The sequence below is a fragment of the Bacillus sp. FSL M8-0063 genome, from assembly GCF_038005545.1.
GTDB lineage: Bacteria > Bacillota > Bacilli > Bacillales > Bacillaceae_G > Bacillus_A > Bacillus_A wiedmannii.
Genome location: NZ_JBBOTJ010000001.1, coordinates 1,993,330 through 2,016,011, shown reverse-complemented (window position 1 = coordinate 2,016,011; position 22,682 = coordinate 1,993,330). Strand labels below are relative to the sequence as shown.

20 protein-coding genes and 2 pseudogenes are annotated in these 22,682 nt (G+C 34.4%); 5 read left to right on the top strand and 17 right to left on the bottom strand.

The window, feature by feature from the left end:
- Window positions 1-103: 103 nt before the first annotated feature.
- The 10 genes from MKX31_RS10170 to MKX31_RS10125 form a co-directional block, all read right to left on the bottom strand.
- Complete coding sequence (locus MKX31_RS10170; RefSeq protein WP_064474147.1) at window positions 104-574, bottom strand: MarR family transcriptional regulator; 471 nt, start codon at window positions 572-574, stop codon at window positions 104-106.
- 185 nt (window positions 575-759) lie between these two features.
- Window positions 760-1,872, bottom strand: a complete 1,113-nt coding sequence (locus MKX31_RS10165; protein WP_064474146.1) for an RNA-guided endonuclease TnpB family protein — start codon at window positions 1,870-1,872, stop codon at window positions 760-762.
- A gap of 449 nt (window positions 1,873-2,321) precedes the next feature.
- Window positions 2,322-3,323: a bifunctional threonine ammonia-lyase/L-serine ammonia-lyase TdcB gene (gene tdcB / locus MKX31_RS10160; RefSeq protein WP_064474145.1), complete on the bottom strand. Its 1,002-nt coding sequence runs from the start codon at window positions 3,321-3,323 to the stop codon at window positions 2,322-2,324.
- An 86-nt stretch (window positions 3,324-3,409) separates the two neighbouring features.
- Window positions 3,410-4,993: an aminotransferase class V-fold PLP-dependent enzyme gene (locus tag MKX31_RS10155; RefSeq protein WP_340980733.1), complete on the bottom strand. Its 1,584-nt coding sequence runs from the start codon at window positions 4,991-4,993 to the stop codon at window positions 3,410-3,412.
- Between the two features lie 69 nt (window positions 4,994-5,062).
- Complete coding sequence (plsY, locus tag MKX31_RS10150; RefSeq protein ID WP_064474143.1) at window positions 5,063-5,611, bottom strand: glycerol-3-phosphate 1-O-acyltransferase PlsY; 549 nt, start codon at window positions 5,609-5,611, stop codon at window positions 5,063-5,065.
- Between the two features lie 134 nt (window positions 5,612-5,745).
- Window positions 5,746-6,645, bottom strand: a complete 900-nt coding sequence (locus MKX31_RS10145; RefSeq protein WP_064474142.1) for a BadF/BadG/BcrA/BcrD ATPase family protein — start codon at window positions 6,643-6,645, stop codon at window positions 5,746-5,748.
- 9 nt (window positions 6,646-6,654) lie between these two features.
- Window positions 6,655-7,812, bottom strand: a complete 1,158-nt coding sequence (gene anmK, locus MKX31_RS10140; RefSeq protein ID WP_098112142.1) for an anhydro-N-acetylmuramic acid kinase AnmK — start codon at window positions 7,810-7,812, stop codon at window positions 6,655-6,657.
- 22 nt (window positions 7,813-7,834) lie between these two features.
- Window positions 7,835-8,101, bottom strand: coding sequence for a hypothetical protein (locus tag MKX31_RS10135; protein WP_016126936.1), 267 nt, complete (start codon window positions 8,099-8,101; stop codon window positions 7,835-7,837).
- Between the two features lie 77 nt (window positions 8,102-8,178).
- Entirely contained in the window at window positions 8,179-9,462 is a 1,284-nt protein-coding gene (locus MKX31_RS10130) for a PTS sugar transporter subunit IIC (protein ID WP_001032306.1), read from the bottom strand.
- 11 nt (window positions 9,463-9,473) lie between these two features.
- Window positions 9,474-9,779, bottom strand: a complete 306-nt coding sequence (locus MKX31_RS10125; protein ID WP_064474141.1) for a PTS sugar transporter subunit IIB — start codon at window positions 9,777-9,779, stop codon at window positions 9,474-9,476.
- Between the two features lie 226 nt (window positions 9,780-10,005).
- Here MKX31_RS10125 and MKX31_RS10120 point away from each other — a divergent pair, with 226 nt between their 5' ends.
- Window positions 10,006-11,565 (top strand): glycoside hydrolase family 10 protein, encoded by a 1,560-nt coding sequence (locus MKX31_RS10120; RefSeq protein ID WP_340981555.1) that lies wholly within the window; start codon window positions 10,006-10,008, stop codon window positions 11,563-11,565.
- A gap of 54 nt (window positions 11,566-11,619) precedes the next feature.
- Here the strand turns inward: MKX31_RS10120 and MKX31_RS10115 are convergent, their stop codons facing one another.
- From MKX31_RS10115 to MKX31_RS10105, 3 genes are all read right to left on the bottom strand, one after another.
- Complete coding sequence (locus tag MKX31_RS10115; protein WP_064474139.1) at window positions 11,620-12,453, bottom strand: DUF3974 domain-containing protein; 834 nt, start codon at window positions 12,451-12,453, stop codon at window positions 11,620-11,622.
- A gap of 24 nt (window positions 12,454-12,477) precedes the next feature.
- Entirely contained in the window at window positions 12,478-13,590 is a 1,113-nt protein-coding gene (locus tag MKX31_RS10110) for a toxic anion resistance protein (RefSeq protein ID WP_000137410.1), read from the bottom strand.
- A gap of 314 nt (window positions 13,591-13,904) precedes the next feature.
- Entirely contained in the window at window positions 13,905-14,489 is a 585-nt protein-coding gene (locus tag MKX31_RS10105) for an O-methyltransferase (RefSeq protein WP_000380142.1), read from the bottom strand.
- 311 nt (window positions 14,490-14,800) lie between these two features.
- Here MKX31_RS10105 and MKX31_RS10100 point away from each other — a divergent pair, with 311 nt between their 5' ends.
- The gene (locus MKX31_RS10100) at window positions 14,801-14,959 is read left to right on the top strand and encodes a hypothetical protein (protein ID WP_001100983.1); all 159 of its coding nucleotides are present in this window, start codon (window positions 14,801-14,803) and stop codon (window positions 14,957-14,959) included.
- Between the two features lie 35 nt (window positions 14,960-14,994).
- Here the strand turns inward: MKX31_RS10100 and MKX31_RS10095 are convergent, their stop codons facing one another.
- The 3 genes from MKX31_RS10095 to MKX31_RS10085 form a co-directional block, all read right to left on the bottom strand.
- Window positions 14,995-15,864, bottom strand: coding sequence for a sigma-70 family RNA polymerase sigma factor (locus MKX31_RS10095; RefSeq protein ID WP_064474138.1), 870 nt, complete (start codon window positions 15,862-15,864; stop codon window positions 14,995-14,997).
- A complete protein-coding gene (locus MKX31_RS10090; protein ID WP_098110720.1) occupies window positions 15,842-17,152 on the bottom strand; it encodes a phytoene desaturase family protein in 1,311 nt (436 codons plus the stop codon). Before MKX31_RS10090 ends, MKX31_RS10095 begins: the two co-directional genes overlap by 23 nt.
- 94 nt (window positions 17,153-17,246) lie before the next feature.
- Entirely contained in the window at window positions 17,247-17,552 is a 306-nt protein-coding gene (locus tag MKX31_RS10085; protein WP_002035104.1) for a luciferase domain-containing protein, read from the bottom strand.
- A 205-nt stretch (window positions 17,553-17,757) separates the two neighbouring features.
- On the opposite strand from MKX31_RS10085, the gene MKX31_RS10080 reads away from it, so the two are divergent.
- Together MKX31_RS10080 and MKX31_RS10075 are read left to right on the top strand one after the other, a co-directional pair.
- Entirely contained in the window at window positions 17,758-19,146 is a 1,389-nt protein-coding gene (locus MKX31_RS10080) for an HD domain-containing protein (protein ID WP_098110721.1), read from the top strand.
- Window positions 19,147-19,426: 280 nt separating this feature from the next.
- Window positions 19,427-20,059 (top strand): cupin domain-containing protein, encoded by a 633-nt coding sequence (locus MKX31_RS10075; protein ID WP_064474135.1) that lies wholly within the window; start codon window positions 19,427-19,429, stop codon window positions 20,057-20,059.
- Window positions 20,060-20,637: 578 nt separating this feature from the next.
- On the opposite strand, the pseudogene MKX31_RS10070 reads toward MKX31_RS10075, so the two are convergent.
- Window positions 20,638-21,927, bottom strand: a pseudogene (locus tag MKX31_RS10070) (exosporium glycoprotein BclB-related protein).
- A gap of 450 nt (window positions 21,928-22,377) precedes the next feature.
- On the opposite strand from MKX31_RS10070, the pseudogene MKX31_RS10065 reads away from it, so the two are divergent.
- Window positions 22,378-22,668, top strand: a pseudogene (locus MKX31_RS10065) (DUF4183 domain-containing protein).
- Window positions 22,669-22,682 lie beyond the last annotated feature (14 nt).

The window sequence follows — 22,682 nt, the reverse complement described above, 5'->3', positions numbered from 1 at the left end:
GTTTTGTTGATTAGTCAACAAAAATAAAATAATAAAAAGGTAGCCTTACCGTGAATAGGCTACCTTTTTATTATTTAAATATATCTCGCATTAACAGGCAAATTTACGACTTAATATGTATACCTTGTTTCTTTATTTCTGCATCCAAATGCCTACTATACTTTTCCACGAAGTTAATTATACTGTCGAATTCTGCCTCGGTTACTTGCTCAAATACAGCTTTATCCCGCTGTTGAAACTCATTGTGCAACTCCTCGTGAATTTTATATATTTCTTTCCCTTGTTCAGTAAGCCTAAAATAGATTTCTTTTTTATTCTCTGATTTCTGGTAACTTTCGATAAGGCCTTTGTTTATGAGCTTCTTAGTCATTCTACTTATTGCACCGCGAGTCACATAAAAAGCCTCTGCAAGTTGTGTCACGTTAGAATCGGAATTGTTTTCAATGTATTCAATACAATGTACTTCAGAAGACTTAAAACCTTTAAGACCTTCTTCCATTTTATCCTTATTAAGCCAAACCATCTTATTATATAATTCCCTGAAACCGTTCATGACCTGTTCTTCCTTATTCATGGTCTATCCTCCTAACAGCTCATTCATACGTTAAAACCATTATAGTGAACTACCCACCACTTAGTATCTCTTACGAGCTTACCCCGAGTGGGGGCTTCTCGGTTCATCGCTACTTTTGATAGCTAACGAATTTGTCTTAAGACAGCCGAGCAAACTCCCTTGTTCCAAAGGTTATTTCTTACGTTTTATATCAATGCGAATAACCGCATGGCTTCTTTTTTGATATTGATAGCTGCGTTATAGTCACGACTGATTGTTAGTCCACACGAACACGCATACGTACGTTCAGATAGTGACATTTCTTTTTTGTTTCCACAACGACTACACATCTTTGTAGAAGGAAACCATTTATCTATTTTCACAAGCTGTTTTCCTTGTTCTTGTAGCTTATATGCTAAAAATGTCGTTAACATCCCCCAGTCGTTATCAGCTACACTCTTACCAAAGCGAAGTGCTCGTGACATTCCTTTCATATGTAAATCTTCGATTGCTACAACGTCAAAATGAGTAGCCAATTCTTTAGACTTGTGATGAAGGAAATTCTTACGTTGATTTGCGACCTTTTCATGCAACTTCGCTACACGAATGCGTTGTTTATTCCAGCGTACCGAATCTTTCACACGTCTGGCTAATACTCGTTGTTCCTTCGCTAATTTGTCTAACATCTGATGATAAAAGCGAGGATAATTGGCTTTCTCATCTTCGCTACTCACATATAATTCAGCCATTGCGAAGTCTAATCCAACTACATTTTGTACTTCTTTTTGTACAATCTCTTTTTCATATTCAGTCAAGATGGACACATAGTATTTACCAGTAGGTGTCATCGAGATCGTACACGATTTGATGATATGACTTGGCGGTATCTCCCTATGTTGCTTCAGTTTCACCATTTTCAATTTCGGTAATTTGATATAACCATGAAATAACATAATATTTCCGTTTACGCGATTCGTTGTATAAGATTTTCTACTCTTTCTACTTTTGAATGTAGGAAAATCACTTTGACCACTAAAAAAGTTCTTATACGCAGTTTGCAAGTTTAATTGCGCGTTAGCCAATGCTAAGGAATCGACCTCTTTCAGCCATTCATACTCCACTTTGTATTTCGCAGGAGTAGGGAATTTTTGTTTCTTCAGCTCTTCCTTGTTCTCATTATATGTTTCGTATATTTCTTTCCGCTCAGCCAGCATTTTATTATACACAAAGCGTACACATCCGAACGTTTTACGTATGAGATGTGCTTGTTCTTCTGTAGGATACAGACGAAATTTGTACGCCTTATTCTGCTTTATCATTTCCATTCACCTCAGTTTTCGCTTCATTTCCCATAAGCTATGAAGGTGATTATACAACCTGAACATTACATTATTATTATCTACTTTCATTGTTATACCAAACTTTACCTCTTATAAGAATGATTATATCAGAGGCGAAAAAAATAGGAAAACCAAATGTTTGGCTACGCCAAATCGAAATTCATCCCCCACCTACCGCTAGACTTTCGTCTTTCACACGCTTGAGGAAGGAGGCTTCTTTCGGATAATACGTTAAATTTCTGTTTCCGTTTCGACAATATTGATATAATTATTTGAGTTATCTATGAAAGTAGACGATAAAATATAATAATTCACTATACGGAAAATAAAGCATGTATATTATAATATGCCCTACACGGTAAACAAAAAGTAAGATCTAAGATTAGTTGTCTTAGCTCTTCTTCCATAAAATTTATGTTTTTTAAATACTATTTCACTTCATTGGCTACAAAAAATTGCTCACAAACACTGGAAATGCGCTGCAGGTCTACGTTTCCACCAGATATAACCGCGACTACCTTTTTCCCTTTAATATATGGATCCACTTTCCCTGCAAGTAGAGCAGCAGTAGCTAATGCGCCAGCCCCTTCTACAACAGCTTTACCGCGTTGTAATAAGTCTTTCATCGCTACTTCTAATTCACCTTCTGATACAGTTACAATATCATCTACTAATTCTTTTACTACTTCAAAAGTTAAATCGCCTGGTATTTTAACTGCGCAACCATCTGCTATAGTAGGTGCCTCATAATGCTCTACAATCGTACCTTTGTCATAAGATGCCTTCATCCCATGAACATTGTCTGCTTGGACACCAATAATATTAATGGATGGATTAAAAGATTTTAATGCAACAGCAATACCAGAAATAATTCCACCTCCGCCAATTGGTACAATGACAGTATCTACATCCCACATATCATCAAGAATATCTAATCCTATTGTACCTTGACCAGCCATTACTTCTATATCGTCATATGGATGTAAGTATGTTTCACCTGTTTCCTTAATAATCTCCTCACATTTTGCCTTCGCATCATCAAAAGTTTCACCGTATAAAATCACTTCTGATCCATATCCTCTAGTTGCTTCAACTTTCGCCTGAGGGGCAGAAATTGGCATCACAATTTTACTCTTAATACCAAGTAAATGAGCAGATAAAGCAACTCCTTGCGCATGATTACCAGCGGAACAAGCAATTACTCCTCTCTCTTTTTCTTGATCTGTCAACTGTGACATTTTATTAAACGCACCACGAAATTTAAAAGAACCGGTTAATTGCATATTTTCTAATTTCAAGTGAATTTCTCCACCTGTTTTACTAGTCAAATAAAAAGATTTTACTAGTGGCGTTTTACGAGCATTTCTGTCTAAAATGGTTTGGGCTTTTTTAATATCATCTATATGTAACGGTAGTTTTTTAGTTATCATACTAACACCTCTTCCAATGGTCTATTCCTAAGTTTTCGTATGTAGCAACTCCTTTATACGAAACCATCTATATTAAGAAAAAGTCTTTATATATGTACCCCACTCTGTAATACACACATTTGCAAACAATTTAACATCCTCTTCATATCGCGTTCTTTATAATCATTTAAACATGCAATTTGGACCCAATTATTTTTTTGTAAATAAGATGACTCATAATGAACAATGTATCCTTGTAACGCTAACGCATCGCCAATCGCCTTAGAAGACTGATTTTCATTTAATTGAATGGTAACTATAATTGGCGCGGCATGTTCTTTAGGTGAAACAAGATTTAGACCCATATTAGTAATAGCTTGTTCAATATATGCATACGTCTCGTTTATTTTTTCAAATGCTTTTGCATCTTCAAATCTCTTTAATGCTTCTTGCAGTGCATAAATTAAATTCCATGAATGAGAATATGGAATACTTTCATTTTCTTCGTACATACCAACGTCCATATAGGCCGGTAATGTCTCGTTTACTTTCACATTATGATTATAAAAAACGAAAGATAATCCAGTAAACGATTTAATTGCCTTTCCGCTAACACTGCTTGCAAAATATACATCCTTCAAGTCTATCGGTATTGCTCCAATCGAACTGATACAATCTACACATAGCTTCACATTATACTTTTTACTTAAAACATTTAGCTCGTCTAAATCATTTAACATTCCGGTTGATGTTTCATGGTGAACAAACCAAAGCCATTCATAATTGCCAGTTCCCATTATTTTTTCTAATTCGGTATAAATAAACGGTTCTCCCATTTCTTTTTTATACGTATCAAAATGTAATTGCGCGCGTGCTGCATGTCCAACTAATCTATTACCAAATTCCCCATTTGTTAATACTAGTCCTTTCCCTTTTAAAGAACGTAACTGTAAAGCAATGGCATCATTTGCTAACGTCCCTGTTCCTAACATAAGTTGTACATGCTTTGCTTTTGTCATGTGAAGTAACCGTTTTTTCACATTGTCCATCGTCACGTGAAATGACTTAGAACGATGCGAAATAGGCTTAGTAGAAAATGCCTTTCGAACATTTTCTTCAATATCTACTGGACCAGGTAAAAACGTATATTCTTTCGTCATAATTCCCCCAACACTCGATGCTTCAAACATAGCAGGGGTAACATACATTGGCTGGAAGGCTGCTTCTTCTGTACCAACTAACATATGGAAAGATTTGAATCCCATTTGCTCATATAAAGGTAGTTCACGTGTTGTAGCAGAAATGAGTGCCAATTCATATCCATTTAGGAGCAAATAACGATGTAAAAAGCGAATTAAACCTAACAACGCTCTTCCATTTCTATATTCACGTTCTACTGAAAGTAAACGAATTTCATATACGTTTTCTCCATGTTTTTGCAAATAATAATCTAGATTTGGAATTTTATTATCTAACGAGAATGGTCGTTTTCCTCGCAATGTAACCATACCTACTAACTTATCGTCATCTAAACAAATTAAATATGTATTTTCTTCATGGAAACGATCTATACGAACACGCTCTTTCGTTTCTTCATGTTGCGGAATTTCTTCTACAAATGTTTTATAATTCAACTTATGTATACTTTCAAATTCCCAAGCTTGATCAGCAACTTTATAAATTAGCCCCATGTTGTATCTCCTTTATGTATTTAATAAAAATTATAAGTGGAGATTAACTCCACTTATAAAAAGTTCATTTCATTCTCGATTTACATATAAAATAAGTACAATGATAAGTGCACTTAAAATAGTCGTAACAATAGAGTAAGAATACAAAATCATGCAAATTGGTAAACAAGCGATGGTAATTAGTCCTGGCTTAGTAAATCCTTTAAAGATAAAATAAAATATAATGAAAACAGCAACAAGGGTAAGCGCTATCAAATAATCAAATGCAATTAATCCTCCAATAAATGTTGAAATGCCTTTTCCACCCTTGCCTTTAAATAAAATCGGGTAAATATGTCCAAGTAAAACAGCCAGTAAAGCTAACATTACAAATGTAGAATCTTCAAAAAGGGATTTTGCAATAGAAATTACGATTGCCCCTTTGATCGCATCACCTAAAAATGTAGCGATGAAATACCCTTTTCCATATACCCGCCCCATATTTCTTGCGCCAGGATTACCGCTTCCTTCCTGACGAATATCAACATTATGTTTCCATTTCGTCACTATATAAGCGGTCAATATGTTTCCAAATAAATAAGAAGCCACCAAATACAAAAATTGCATACTATTAATCATGTAATCATTCACTTTCTACATGGGAGTACTTATACAATATTCAATGACTATGTATATTGTACTTTTCTTACTTTACATCCCTTTATACATTTTAACATCATATTTTTACAAATCATACAAAAATTCTCATACAGCTATTTATTAAAATATAAATTCTTCATTAAGTAATAGGTTCCTTTCACTGCTAGTTCTGATGGTGATACAAATATAACTTCTCCCATACTTTTCTCGCAGCATTTCTTAAATTCAGCATATATTTCAGGAACGAAACGTAATATACTGCCACTTACTGCAATTGGAATTGATAAATCAAACTGCATCTTATTGTAAATATTCACCGTAATTCTCGTTAATTCCGTAGCCGCTTGCACCATAATTTCACGTGCGTCATCATTCCCATTTCTCGCTTCCTCAATAATGAATGGTGCGATTGCTGCAACTTTATCTTTTGATGAACTATAAACTAGTCTTTTTATATGAGACGACGTCAAAAGTTGAAACTCATCTTGAATCCTTAAGCTTAATGGGCAAAGTGCAACGCCTTGATCAAATTGATTTGCCATTCTCTTTAAACATTGTAATGCAATCCAATATCCACTTCCTTCATCTCCTAAAATATGTCCCCATCCCCCACTATACTCGTACACTTCCCTTTTCTTTCCTATACAAATCGCACCTGTACCGCCAATTGTTAAAATTCCATCCTTTCCTTTTAAAGCAGCTGCATGAGCAATCATTGCGTCATTAAAAACTTCAATTTGTGTTCCATACTTCTTTTTTAGACGTAATGTTAATTCATTTGTATTTGCTCCGCTTGCACCCGCTAATCCTAAACAAATACAAACGCAATGCCCATTTAATAAACCTTCTTGACATTGATCAATCGCTTCCATAATATGAAAAAGTGCTTCTTCAAAATCTATTAATATATTTCCAAAACCACTCGTAGCCCTTTCAAGTTCACTTCCGTCTTGATCAAATGCAATTGCTTCTGTCTTTGTTCCCCCGCCGTCTACTCCAATCATATATTTCATATGTTCGCCTCATTCTCTTCGAATTGGAGGGAATGTTATATTCCCTAAAACTACAGATTGCTTTGCACCTGTTGCACTTGGCACATTACTCGGATTACGATGATACGTTTCGTTTGCTAAAATGGCAAAGGCGATTGCTTCTTTCGCCTCTGAAGAATAGCCTATATCTTCTTGAATGAATATGGCGCATTTTTCATCCTTCAATCCATACCGTATCATTTCAACAAGTGTACGATTATAACTGCCACCACCGCCTAAAATCACCTCATCGATTTCATAATACAGCAGAATAAACTCCTTATATTGATGAACAATTGAACTTGCTGTAAACATCGTGACAGTCGTCACTATATTTTCTTTACTATGCTTTTCATACCGCTTCAATAACTCACTGACAAATTCTTCTCCAAACTGTTCTCTACCAGTTGATTTTGGTGGATTCATTTTCAAAAATGGATGGTTCATACAATATGTCAAAATTTCATCTACAACTACTCCCTGTTTTGCAATTTTACCATTTTGATCATATGACAACTGAAATAGCCTTTGACACATTTCATCAATTACCATATTACCTGGACCAGTATCAAAAGCTATAACGTTCTTATCACTTAGGTGACTTGGTATTACGGTAACATTACCGATCCCGCCAATATTTTGTAGTAGTCTATTTTTAGTTGGATGACGATACAAAATAACCTCTGAATATGGTACAAGTGGTGCACCTTGTCCCCCTGCTGCGATATCCATCGCTCGAAAATTAGAAATAACCGTCGTATTCGTTTCATATGCTATAACTGCTGGTTCTCCAATTTGCAATGTGGAAGGAATCATATTACCATCTTGCTTTGGCTGATGATAAATCGTTTGTCCGTGAGAACCGATTACATCTAATTGTCCCAAAGGAAAATTGGCCTCTTTACAAACTTCCTTTACAGCATTGGCGAAGCATAAACCGAGTTTAAAATTTAAACTGCATATGAGTTGTACATTTGAATTTTCTATTGATAATGCCTGCTGGATCTCATTTTTCATATCATTACTAAATGGCACAGTAGTAAAATGGATGAGTTCAACTTTAGAACCTACACCGCTTCCTTCTATATGAACGAGTGCTACATCTATTCCATCTAATGAAGTACCGGACATAATCCCTGCAATATACATAGCATGCATGACCTCCCCTTTACTAAAAAACAATCATGTAAGTTACAAACGTACAACCGATCGAAAATAATATAAATCTATAAAATAACTGAGCTTTTGATGCAAACGATCCATCAATAAAAGAAACAACTACTGTAAGCAAAATACTTGCCGCAATGCTTGTAACGAGCCATATACTATGCATTTGTGATAGATGTAGCATTCTTAATAAAGGTACGAAAAGGAAATTCGCACATATCACTCCAAATAGTAATAAAAATACACCTTTATAACTAAATTTTATATTCATTCCATTTCACCCTCTCTGGACTTCATGTGAAAGAAGTGATAGACAAAATGCCTATCACTCAAAATAAAATATAAAACTTACGGATTAACAGATTCCCCATCACCATTTTTCTCAATTTCAAGCATGTTTTTGTCGTACATTTTAAAGAATGGTAAATAAATAAGGAATGATATTGTTATGTTTATAAATACGAGTACAATCGCTCTCCAATCCCCACCTGTTGCTAAATATGCACCAATTGGAGCTGGTAATGTCCATGGAGGCATTATATGTGTTGGTGTAACAAACCCCATCGCGGTTGCTGAGTATGCAATAGTTGCTGTTACTAGTGGTGTAATGATAAATGGGATAATTAATATTGGGTTTAGTACAATTGGCAATCCAAAAATAACAGGTTCATTAATATTAAAAATACCAGGCACAATACAAGTTCTTGATAATGCTTTCGAATATTTTGATCGACCAAATACAATCATAGCTAATACAAGTCCTAACGTCGCACCAGAACCACCAATCCATATAAACCATTGGTATAATGGTTCTGGTGAAATGAATGGTAACTGATTTGCGCCACTAGCAACTGCTTCACCATTTTTCCCTAAATATACTTCCCATAATGGCCGGGCAACAGTTCCAACAACCGACACACCATGTATTCCGAATGACCAAAAAAATGTAATTAAAAATACTGGAATGATTACACCGAAGTAACTATCACCAGCTTTTACTAACGGTGCCGCTAATTTATCAACTACATGATGTAAATCAATACTAAAAACGACAGTTACTAAACTCATTAAAATAATAACGAATGCAGCAGGTATAAGTGCTTCAAACGAACGTGAAACAGACGGCGGTACTTGTTCTGGCATTTTAATCATTACATTTTTCGTCTTACAAAATCTTAAAATCTCAACTGATAAAATAGAAACAATCATTGTCACGAATAATCCATGACCTCCGAGATTTGTCATCGGAAGCATAAACCCTTTTTTATCAATTAATTCAGGCGTTAATGTTAATAGTAATGAACATACTGCAAGCTGTGCTCCTGATAAAGCATCTAGCTTATAACTTTTCGCTAAATTATACCCTATTCCAAATGCTATATATAAAGACATAATAAACATCGTTAAACGATATGGTATTAATATACTTGTTTGATTTTTTAATGCCCAAACAGATATGAAACTATCTTTCGGTAATGGTGGAAATGCTACGATTAAAAAGAAACTTCCTACAATAATAAATGGTAACGCTGAAATAACTCCATCACGGATTGCTTGTAAATGCCTCTGTTCAGAAAGCCTTGCCATCGGTCCAGATAAGTTTCTATCAAGAAACGTGACAAATTTATTCATAACGCTTCCCCCTAACTAATTAAATCATTTACAGTTTTTAATAAAGTCGGTCCGCCAAGCGGCGTGTATGCTTGTGGCGGTATGATACCGCACGGGATAGATTCCTCTTCTGCGAATTTTTTAACAGAGTCAAATCTATGTCTTACTTGAGGTGCAACCATTACAACGTCCCAGCCATTCTTTACTTCTTCCTCTATCTCACTTGTTCCAATGGCATAGACTTCCATGTTTACACCTTTTTTCTCCGCCTCTTTTTTTAAAGCGTTTACAACAATTGCACTGGACATCCCTCCAGAACAAACGAATAAAACCTTCATTTATTAATCCTCCTATACTTATAAATTATCCCCTTCGGATGAAAGGAAGTTTCACTTTACTAACAAGCATATGAAGAAGTAAAAGAATTTAGTTATATTGAAAGTAAATTTCAGTAAAAATATTTTTCCTATTAAATTAATGTTTCAATATTTATTTTTCTCAATTGTAAGTACAACCTCACCTCGGATATCATATTAGCTAACCATATAATAGGGAGGCGTATAAATAATCATGAAACGTTTATTAGTGATATGTTGTATCGGCATCTTTTTTATTCCTTTCTCTTTCATTTCTCCTCACTCTACTTACGCTGAAGTAAATACTACGTATAAAAAACACGAATTACGTGCTGTATGGATTGCATCTGTACTTAATATTGACTGGCCCTCAAAAACTGGCTTACCTATCGCAAATCAAAAACAAGAGTTTATTAGATTATTAGACGATGTAAAAAACACTGGTATGAATGCAGTTGTTGTACAAATAAAACCAACCGCTGATGCTTTTTACCCTTCCAATTACGGTCCTTGGTCTGAATACATTACAGGTACACAAGGAAAAGATCCTGGATACGACCCGCTCGCATTTATGATTGAAGAAGCACATAAAAGAAATATAGAATTCCACGCATGGATTAATCCATACCGAATAACGATGAATCACACTGATATAAATCGGTTATCGGATAACCACCCTGCAAAACAGCATCCGGATTGGGTTGTACCTTATGGAGGAAAGTTATATTACAACCCTGGTATTCCAGAAGTGAAAAAATTTATTACAGAAGACGCTTTAGAAATCGTACAAAATTACGATATTGATGCACTGCATATGGATGATTATTTTTATCCATATAAAGTAGCGGGTGAACAATTCCCCGATCAAAAAACGTTCGAAACGTATAATAATGGTAGATTTACAAATATAGAAGATTGGCGACGTGACAATGTAAATGAACTTGTCAAAGGTTTAAATACTGCTATAAAACAAGAAAAATCATACGTAAAGTTTGGCATAAGTCCGTTCGGCGTATGGCGAAATATAGCTGACGATCCAACTGGCTCTAACACAACTGCAGGTCAAAGAAACTATGATGACCTTTATGCCGATACACGTGAATGGATACAAAAAGGATATATTGACTACATTACACCACAAATTTATTGGAATATTGGTTTCACACCAGCTGCATATGACATATTAGTAGATTGGTGGGTAAAAGAAACAAATAATAAACCGATTCACCTATACATCGGTCAGGCGGCCTATAAAATTAATAATAATTCTGTCCCAGCTTGGTCTAATCCTGAAGAATATCCAAGACAAATTGCATTAAACCGGTTATATCCTGAAATAAAAGGTAGTATGCATTTTAGCTTAAAAGATATTAATAACAATCCAATAGGGGTTAAAGATAGACTCGCAAAAGACATATATAAACATCCTGCATTAATCCCATCTATGCCTTGGCTTGATCATGATCCACCAAAACAACCGACTTTAAAAGGGGCCATTCCAAGAGAAGAAGGTATTGCTGTAGGTATCATTGATGATAGAGAGAATGATTCTGCTTATTACGCCATTTACCGTGTGAATGGAAAAAATGAAGTGGATATAGAAAATCCGAAACATTTACTTACTACTGTAAGAAAAACAAAACTTGGAGAAATTTATGTAGATAAAACAGCTATTTCTGGAGAAACATATACGTATGTAGTAACTGCAGTTGATCGATTGCATAATGAAAGTGTTGCATCTAGTCATACTACCGTTAAAGCAAAATAACAACTAATAAAAAACGCCTTAAAAGCTAAGAACTATAGCTTTAAGGCGCTTTTTTTATTTATTCTTAAATTTCTCAGTCGCTGCTCTCATCTTCACATTCAAATCGTGATCAATCGAGTCACGAATATCTCGCTCGACTACTTCCATTTCTTTTTGGAAATTTTGCAAGTAGATTTTTAATTCTTCTTCTTTTTCTGGTCGTTGTGAAGGTGGTAATTGTACGACTAACGATAGCATCGCTGTTAAATCTTTCATTAAGAATGTTTCAAGTTTATGTTGTTGTTCAAACATACGCTGCTCCTGATAATACGGCAAGGCATTTAATACTGAAATTGTAATTTCATCAACCGTTCTTTGTAATGAAGGGTTTATTGAGCGTTTATACGCTTGAATTGTATTTAATGCATCTGGATATCGATCATAAAAATACAATTTATAAAACGATAAGTCTGTCGGTTTTACTGTTTGCTGCGTTTCTTGTCTTAAAAAATCTTTTACTTTCATCGCCGCTACATCAATATCTTCATTTGTAAGTTTTTTCGTTGTTTTTGCCATTACATGTACTTTTTTCTGTTTTTCTTTCGGTAACATTGAGAATACTTGCTCTCTCGTACGTTGACCCGATGCACAGAAAAGCGTGTTTAATGTATATTGTTCTTTCTTTCCTTCCGTACGAATCCAGCGATAAAAAAGTGGATGTTGTGTAAATTCTTGTAGAAACGGCAAAGATTTATTCGATAACTTATCTAAAGAATCGTGTGCCCTTTTATATGGTTTCGTCCATGAAAAAAACAGTTTGCGTCCGAAATATACAACTAAAACAACGACAGTAAATGCGATTAAAAGCAATGTACCCAATAGTACTAATACTGTTTGAATGAAACTCATTTTTTCACCTCCTCTAAAAGTCTGTTATTTCCTTGGACGCTGAATGAGTTTTTGTTTCATTTCATCATTAAATGTGTCTAGTTCAATAACAAACTTCTTACTTGACTCTATAATACGTTCTGATGATTTCTCAGAAGCTTCAATCGCAGCAAATACGTTTTGGAATGATTCGCGTAATTTATCCATGCTAATTGCAGGATTTTCAAGTAGTTTTGTTGTTTCTTCTGTATTTTGTTTTAATGCTTGTGAGTTACTTAATACCATTGATTCAATTGCTTCATTTGTCGCATTCACTGCATCAATTGTTTTACGTTGATTTGTTAGGGCTAACTGGATAGCAGCTGAAACTGTTACAACGTTTTGCGTCATCGTAATTGCATTACGAATTGCCTCTGTTAACTTTTCATTATTTTTTTTAATAATGTCTACAGATGCGATAGATTGTAATAGTACACTTTTCGCTTGCTGCATATTTCGTGTACGTACTAGAATTTTTTCTAATGCATCATTAATTAATGGAATATCTCTTTGACGTTCTGGATTTTGTTTCTCAGCTTCCAGCATACCAGCGAGTTTTCTTCCTAAGTATACTTGTTTATCCAGAGCGTGAATTTTATCGTGCGATTGTTCTTTAAGCATCTCAAGGCCAACTGTATCTTCTTGTAAGTTGTCACGACCAATTAGAAGGGATCTTATAATCTCTTCAATTTGTTTATCTATAGATTGATATTTATGCACGTATGTTTCAAGTGGATTTTTCTTGAATACTTTAAACATAATTTTCTTCATACCACTTGCTTTTAATGAATTCGGATCAAGCTCTGATACCACTTTGCGTAATTCTAACAATGTATTTGGAATTTCTTCATTCTTTCCATTCATCATCGCTGTTACAGGACGTTTTAATGCTGATAACGTTTGTCCTGCTGCTTGTTGCTCTTTATCCCCTAAATCTCCTAGCTGTGACAATACTTTTGATAAATCCGTATTTTGCTCGCTATTTAATTTTTGTACATAAAGATCAGCTTCTTTATTCAGTTCCTCTAATTCTTGATCTTTTATAACTGTATCTACTACTACTTCTACATTATTATCTTTCACAATGGATACAGGTTCTTTTTTCTCGAGTTCAGTCAACAAAATCGCTCCTTTATTTATATGTGCGAATTTATATGCACTATATTTCATCTATTATATCGTATTTCATATACATTCTAACTGCTTGAAATCGATTTTTTTAGAAATGCCTGTCTATGCAGTCATTCCCTGTTTCTTAGTATAAGTATACCTGTTCTCAACATTATTTTCCTCAGACTTAAGACCTAGAGAACAACATGCTGAAGGCGGATTCTTCGTATGTTACGTATATAAATTACGTCCTTCCCATCCTACTGTACTCAATCTTTTGACATACACCCTTCTTAAATGTGATAATTATATTACGCTTAATCCTAACTCTTCTTAAGCGCTACAAATGCTCCATTTTGAAATGCCAATAAGACCGTTTCAAACATTTCATCTTCTTCAATCATTTTTCTAAACTCGGCTAACTCACTTGCATGAGAGGTTGCATTATCAACAACAAGAAAACCCTTTGGTTGTAAAATGCGTTTTATATGCTCAAGCCACCACATGTATTGCGTACGCTCTGAATCTAGGAAAATAAAATCAAATGAGTGATCTAATTGTGCATCTAAAAATGCCCCTGCTTCTTGATTATGAACATCAATCCTTTGTAAAAGGTTTGCCTTTTCAAAATTGACAAGTGCCTCTCCAACTCGTTCTGAAGAAAGCTCTACAGTTGTTACATTTCCATTTGTTTCTTCTACCGCGTTAGCTAACCACAATGTAGAATAACCATTAGAAGTTCCGATTTCTAAAATGTTTTTTGCGCTACACCCTTTTACTAAAATCGATAAAAACTGCCCCATCTCACGAGTAATATTCCGTAATTTTTCTTCCCGTGTTTTTTTATTTCGATCATGCTCTTCTCCATATTGTTCAAGTTGAAATAATAATGAATCTAACGTATCCATTTTTTCATCGCCTTTCCAAAGCAATATGATGAAAAAGCTCTTGCTGCCCGTCTACTTTCATTATATGCGAAACAAAAACCTTTTTCCCGTTATATGACAAAGATTTGAATTTTTTTATAGCATATTGTTTCGTTTTTTGGTAAAGTTAATTTCTACGTGCAATTATTCCATTCATACTATTTTTAATTCGATTGCAGTTATTAAAAAATACAAACCCCAATTAAATGAATCGGTATTTCAAATTCAATTAAGCGCCCTTTCCGGACGCATTTTCTTTTGTTTATATATTTCTAGAAGAAAGGATGCTTACAATGAACGTGATTAGCTTAGATGCTGCTCGAAAGCGCAAACAACATAAAAAATTAATGATTACTATACCGATTATTTCACGTATTTATGAAGAAGACGGGGAAATTAAATTTGAGGTAGCCGGCGAAAAAGATGTACCTCTTGAAATGTTAGAGAAATAATAAAAAAGACGCACTTCTAAAGAAATGCGTCTTTTTTATACTATTATATTTAAGTGAATAAGTTTTTCCGGATTAACCATCATATAAATGTTTGCGATTTTTTCATTCTCAAATGTAAATGAAAGCACATAGGTCACTTTATTTTTCACTTTAACAAGAACACCTGGGGCGCCATTTACTATCTTATAATCAACATTGTATTCTCCCGGAAACTTCTTCCCAATTCCAAAGAATAAACGTATAATTCTATCTGCAGAATAGATTGGATGGATTGCAGTTGTAGCTTTACCACCACCATCAGCTTTTAATATCGCATCTGTTTTTAATACTTCTAACATGCCTTGCGCATCCCCACACTGCAATGATGATACAAATTTCTCCACATAGGCAGCCATTTTCTTCGTACTTAACTTTGACTGCTTCGGCTTATCTAAAATACTTTTTCGTGCACGTTGAAAGATTTTTCGGCAGTTCGCACTACTCTTATCTACAATTGAAGCGATTTCTCTGTAGTCATAACCGAAAACTTCTCTTAATATGAAAACAACTCTCTCTGCCTCAGACAATTGTTGTAAAAGTAATAAATATGCCGTAGAAATGGATTCTTTCATTACAAATGACTCTGATGGATCATCAGTCTCTTCCACAAATGGCTCTGGCAACCACATTCCAACATATACGTTCCGTTTATGTGCCGCCGAACGTAATTTATCAATTGAGCGATTTGTTACCATTTTACATAAATATGCTTTCATATTTTCTATAGATTGAACGTCCTCTATATTATTTAGCGAGATAAAAACGTCATGAACGATATCCTCAGCATCCATAACACTCCCAAGGATTCTATATGCTAACGAAAATAATAATGATTGATACGCTTCATATAATTGCTCCGTTTCCATGATGAATTGCCTCACCTTCGGATTGCTTTAATATGTGTAACGCTGCACGTTTTCCGCTTGCCACCGCAGCATCAGCTAATATTTCATCATGCCCAGCCCAATCTCCTGCAACATAAACACCTGGCATTCCAGGTATATTAGGGCCTGGTTTTTCAACACGGTCAATATGAGGAAAATCATATACTACCGTTATTTTCGGTAAATATTGCTGTGCAACAACTTCTCTTTTCCAATTCGGATGTAACAATTCCATCATATTTTCTAACTGTTCTTTCTCTTCTTGAATATGATTCAGTTCTAGTACAGGGTTATGGTATTTAATTAGACTCACTACAATTGATCCATCTTCACTTAATTTAGCTGCTCTCGATTGATTCGTGAAAAATATAGATTGATCTAATCCCAATGCAAAATGATGCAAAGGATTCGGTAATTGTTTTAAACCAATATCTAAAGCTGCCACGGTCACTTGTATAGATTGTTCACTCCATTTTTGCAAACTTGTTCCTTCTGTACCTTTTATAATTTTACATGCCTCTTTCGGTGGAGTTGTTACAATGACTGCACCTGCTTCAAATACTTCATCGTCAAAACAATGTATTCTTTGTTTTCCTTGACAATGCTCTATTTTCAAAACATGCTTTTTAGCCAGAAATTGTACACCACTATTATTCGCTATTCCTCTTAAATTTGTTATTATCGTCTCCCAACCACCATCTACATAAAGTACTCCTTCTTTCATAGAAAACTGTATTTGTTTTAGTACGGAAGATGCTAATTGTATTGTAGGAGCATACGTATATGTTGTTGTTCGACATAATGCATAAAATATATTTCGAACCATTGGATCTTTAATTTCATTTTCTGCCCATGTAGTTAGACTCATTTTTGGAACTTTTCCTACATCTAAATTTCCTAAATGAATCATAAGACGAGCAAACTGGACTTTTGCAGACCATGAAAGTAACGGTGTTGATAAAATAGAGCGAAAATCTGTTGGAATGGTATAAATATCCCCTTTCCATATTCCATGTGCTTTTGTAGATGGGATTCCACCTGGAAGATCTACTCCTAGCTCATTAAAAGTTATAAACGCTTCTCCACCTCTATATAAAGCATGTGCACCAAGATTCATACAAATGCCGTTTTTATTTATAGTCATCCCTCGACCACCGAAGTGACTGGACTTTTCTAATACAATAACCTTCCTTCCAGCTTTCGCTAAATATATAGATGCTGTTAATCCAGCAAGCCCACCACCAACAATTGCTATATCAAAATGTTTCATAATAAAATCCCTCCTTATCCGTTCTACATACAAGACGAACGATTAAGGAGGGATGTGACATGAAAATATATTTTTACTTATCTATTTTATTTCATTATTTTTTTATTCTGTCATATTGCATACGAAATAACTCAATTGCAAATGGAATATCCTCCTCACTCTTTATATAATAACTTATCCATCCTGATTCAGGTAATACGTGATGTGGTTTCACCAATCCTTGGCTCACTAATTCATCCCGCTTTACCTTTGGAAATGGTAAATCAACTAACTTATCGCCATGCAAATGACCAAGTTCTTTCTTACCATAATTTATTTCAATACCACCAAATCGATGCGGTTTTTCAGAAACACCTGCCCAGCCAAGTACTTCATTTCTAATCATTTCACTAAATGACATGAACCTTCACCCCTTATTAATGATTGATGTAATATTAAATTAACACGTTCATTACTTTTTTCCATCAATCCAAAGTATGAATGGATATACGAATATAGTTTAATCTCAATATCTTTATTTTTTTACACACTTAAAACAATTTCAAAGGGTATTTATTCTATTATATAGAATTATTATTAAAAATAAATTTAAGGGATGGATATATATGAGCACGGTATTATTACAAAAGGCAAATTATCTACGATCTGATGAATTAAAACTTTTGAAAAAAGCTATACATTTTGCAGAGAAAGCACATGATGGACAATACCGTCAAACTGGAGAACCATATATTATTCACCCTTTCGCGATTACAGAAATACTGCTAAATTATAAAGCTGACATTACAACATTGATTGCTGCTTTATTACACGATGTTGTAGAAGATACCGAATACTCTCTAGAAGAAATTGAATCACATTTTGGTGCGACTATTCAATATATTGTAAACGGATTAACAAAAGGAAAAAAACTACAAGATCAAAACAAAGTATTGTACGAAGCCATTAATTTTAAAAAATTACTAGTATCCTCTCAACAAGATATACGTGTTGGCATTATTAAAGTTATAGATCGCCTTCACAATATAAAAACATTGAGTGTTAAAAAACCCGCAAAACAAGTAGCTTATGCGAATGAAACATTAACACTATTTGCACCACTTGCAAAGCGATTAGGGTTATATACAATCCAGTATGAATTAGAAAATCTTGCTTTTCAATATCTACATAAAGGAAGATATACTGAAGTACATAAATTTTTAACCGAATATGTGCCACATCTTCAAAAAAATATAACTCATTTAAGAAAAGGGATACATTCTTTTTCTAATACAAACCTTTCATTTGAAATAAACTATGAGTTCCCCCCAGTATATACTACATACTCACAATTACAAGAAATACAAAATGTATCAGGTATTTCACAAATTTGTATTACAACTACAAGTGTACTAGATTGCTATAAAATTCTTGGAATAATACATCAATTATATAAACCAACTATAAACTATTTCGAGGATAATATAGCACTTGAAAATAGCCATTTTAATAACAACTTAAAAACTAAAGTCAATATGAATGATGCTGAACAAACAATTATCATTCAAACACAAATAGCAAAAACGTTGAAAGATAACGGGATTTTTTCTTTATTGAATGATAGAACTGCAAATATTCAAGCAATATCTTATAAAATAATGGATGATACAATTGTGAATAACAATTTATTAACTACAGATCCAATCACTTTCCGTAGTTTAGTATCGTATGAACTATTTGAAAATACTATTACAGCTTATACTACAGATTTACAACCAGTTTATTTACCTGATGGTGCTACAATCATTGATTTTTCTTTCTCTGCATTTCCAAAAATTGCACATAAGATGAAAAAAGCAAAAGTAAATGGGATCACTGTTCCACTTAAAACAAAGGTTTCTCATTTTGACATCATCGAAATACATTTTGATTTTAAACTAAACTTGGAATTAGATTGGCTCAATTATGCCAATACCGCTAAAGCACAATTAAATATTAAGCAAAAACTATCTTAAATAAAAGACGACTACCTTTCTAAATGGGAGTCGTCTTTTATCGTAATGAAACCATTTTTTCAAAATTGATGAAATAAATTTCTATATTCTTCAACCCTAACCCAACATCGATATTAACTGTTATATATCCGTATCAATATTAAAGTAAGTACAAAGTACAATCTATATTCTTTATGGGATATGTAAATTTATTAAGCTACGGAAAACGGCACATAACAAAGACTAGACACATATCCTAATTTTGTAACCTAACTTACCTATAGAAAGGCGGGTAATACAAATGACTTCTAATATCGACTACACTTCCCCCACAACTAATTTCACCCATGATTTAAGTAAAAGTAATTTTTTTAAGAAAAATGCCCAAAATTATATAAACGTACTTGGCATGAAACAATTAAATACGTTAGAAAATACTTCTTTATTAGATATCTATTTAAGTACAGGAAATGTTATAGAGCCGCATATTCATCAAAATGCAGCTGAACTTGTTTACTGTATTTCAGGATCTGCTGTTGTTTCCTTACTTAATCCTTTTACAAACCAAATATTAAACTTACCGATAAAACCAGGGCAAGTTGCCAACATTCCACAAGCGTGGTGGCATTATGAAATTGCTACAGCAGATGGTACTCATTTATTAGCTATTTTCGATGCCCCAACCCCAGAAGTTATTTTTGGTTCTGATATTTTAAGACTAACTCCCGCTAATATGATGGCCCATACTTACTGTCTCGATGAACAACAATGGAAACAAGCGATATCCCCTATTCAATCCACTACAGTAATTGGTCCCCCAGCAAACTGTAATCAAAACCGCGGCACGATAAACCCAACAACTCAGCCTCCTAATCCACAACAAAATTTATATTACCAAGATTCATACTATTTCCCTCTTTACTGGGGATATTAATTTATTTCATTAATAGACAATTTTTTATCTCCTCGGAAAATTCGTAGGAGATTTTTTATTGTATATCCACCATTCCTATTTTTTTCGTAACAATTAATAGAGTACATACATATAATATTTATATATTTAATTGGAGGTGATAGTACTATGAGTAATTATAACTATCGAAAAAACTACTCTAATAATAAAAATAGTAGTTCATCAGCATCCTCTCAGTCTTCGAATTCTCAATCTTCCAATTCCCAATCACAAAGAGATTTAGCCGAGCAAGGCTATGTAAAGAAAAAAGGATGTAACTGTAATAAAAACAAATAGTTTATTACTAATTTGAACTATAACATTTCAACGTTCACGATAAATACCTTACTTTCCTTGTATACCGTTTATGTAATGGATGAATTCTATTTTTAATAGAATTCATCTTTTTTATTTATAGGTAATTTTTTCAAATCATTTAACTTATTCCATAAATAATAAAGTATAAATCATACATTTTGATTTATCACCTATCTTCCCATAAAATATAGCCCTTCCTAATAAAATTAGGAAGGGCTATATACAGAATACATTACCACAAGTTATTCGATATTAATACCTGCACTTACAAATCCAGCAACTGCAGCTATTGGACTTGCTGCTGTTAATGAAACATATAACAGTATTTTATCTCCAGCAGCTACTGGAATAGCTTCAGGAATGATTCCCGATGCTGTAGCACCAATCGCTATTACAGCAAATGCTGGTGCTAATAATAAAGGTGCGCCCTGTACTGTAAACGTATTACTCGCTGCTGGTGCAGTTAATATTTGTATCTGCACTTGAACAGGTGATAATGGAGCTAATGCAGCTGTTGCACTAAAGAAACCTGCTAATGACGTAATAGTTCCTGCACGTGGTGCTACAAATGCATAATCACCTATACCTAACGCTAATGTGATACTTGTTCCACCCGTTAAAGCTATGCCAGGCTGACTAAATCCAAATCCAAGAAGAGTTCCTGTATTAGCTATTAATGCGTTAACTAACGCAGATGGTGTTGTACCTGAAGCGAATGGAATAATAGCTCCGCCACCTGTTGCTCCTGTTGCTCCTGTTAATCCTGTTGCTCCCGTTGCTCCTGTTGGACCTGTGTCTCCCGTCGGACCTGTTGGGCCTGTTGCTCCTCTCCGGGCCTGTGTCTCCTGTTGGGCCTGTCGCTCCTGTTGCTCCTGTGTCTCCCGTTGGACCCTGTTGGGCCTGCTACTCCTGTGTCTCCCGTTGGACCTGTTGGGCCTGTCGCTCCTGTTGCTCCTGTCTCCCGTTGGGCCTGTTACTCCTGCTCCTGTCGCTCTCTCGGGCCTGTTGCTCCTGTTGCCCCTGTTGCTCCTGTTGCTCCGCCTCCTGGACCTGTTGGACCTGTTGGACCTGTTGGGCCACCTCCTGGAGTAGCACCAGTGGATTGAACTAATAAGTTTAATAGAAGTTGTAAGCTTGCAGGATCAATAATTAAAGAGAAGAAGAATGGTGCAAGAGCACTGAAGAATTAATTGTAATAAAGAAAGTAATTGACCTAGTCCGGATTTAGGAGATTGTAGTAAGTTAATAATACTTTGAATTAATTTGTTTTGAAATTCCTTCTGGAGAAGGTGCTAATTCATTTTTAGTAAATTCAATAGTTGAGTAAACAAATTGAGTAAAGCTAATCTGTTTGCATCACTTGGATTTGCAAAAAACGCTGCAATAGCCGCAATTAAAGAGAGTTTAGTAAAGTTATTAATCTTCTAATTGTTCACTAGTAGTGGAACCGTTTGTGGATTGTTACAACAATCTGGAGTGAAAACAATCGGATTATTGCAGTTGTTATGACCAAAACAATTGTTATGTGACATTTATTTCCTCCTTACTTATCTTATATTTGAGTGTTTTCCTATTATAAGAACTATAAAATTGTGTATAGGTTTCATTCACTTAAAATAAGGCTTATGAATTATGTTAAAACTGAAAAAACGATATTTAATTATCTTCATGACTCACATATTAATTATATGTTTTTAATAATTGAAGCTGCTTAGATTAAACACTAAACTTAAGAGTTTATTTTTAATTTTCCACGTTTATCTCTTAGGTCCAAAAGCACATTTTAATTTAAATCTTAAAACTAAGCATTTGCATATAACCAACAAGTAACAACACCATCTTTTCAGATAAGTAACAATATCTTTACTAAAATTATGTTCTCTCAATAATTAAGAAGCCGTTTCTATTAGAAAACTCTCATACAATATATCGGACAAGTTATTCTACACTTCGTTCAAAAAATAATGTAGGAGGTGAATTAATTGCCAATCATCCAACCATTTATGGCATCTAGAAGATTTACATCTACACTAGGAGCTGGAACAGGAACAGGTACGCTTTTGCAATTGCTGCTACAGCTTGTTTAAACGATGCTGGTACTACTGCAACTGCTTTTTCCGACTTTTACGTATTACAACTTTTATGTAAACGGTATTCTTCAACCTAGTGTGAACTCCAGTATTACTACTGGACCTACTGGTGCTATTACAATTCCTGGCGGAGATGCATTAGACGGCGGAATTCCAATTACAATCGAATTTATCGTCACTTAGTTTAACTACTTTAA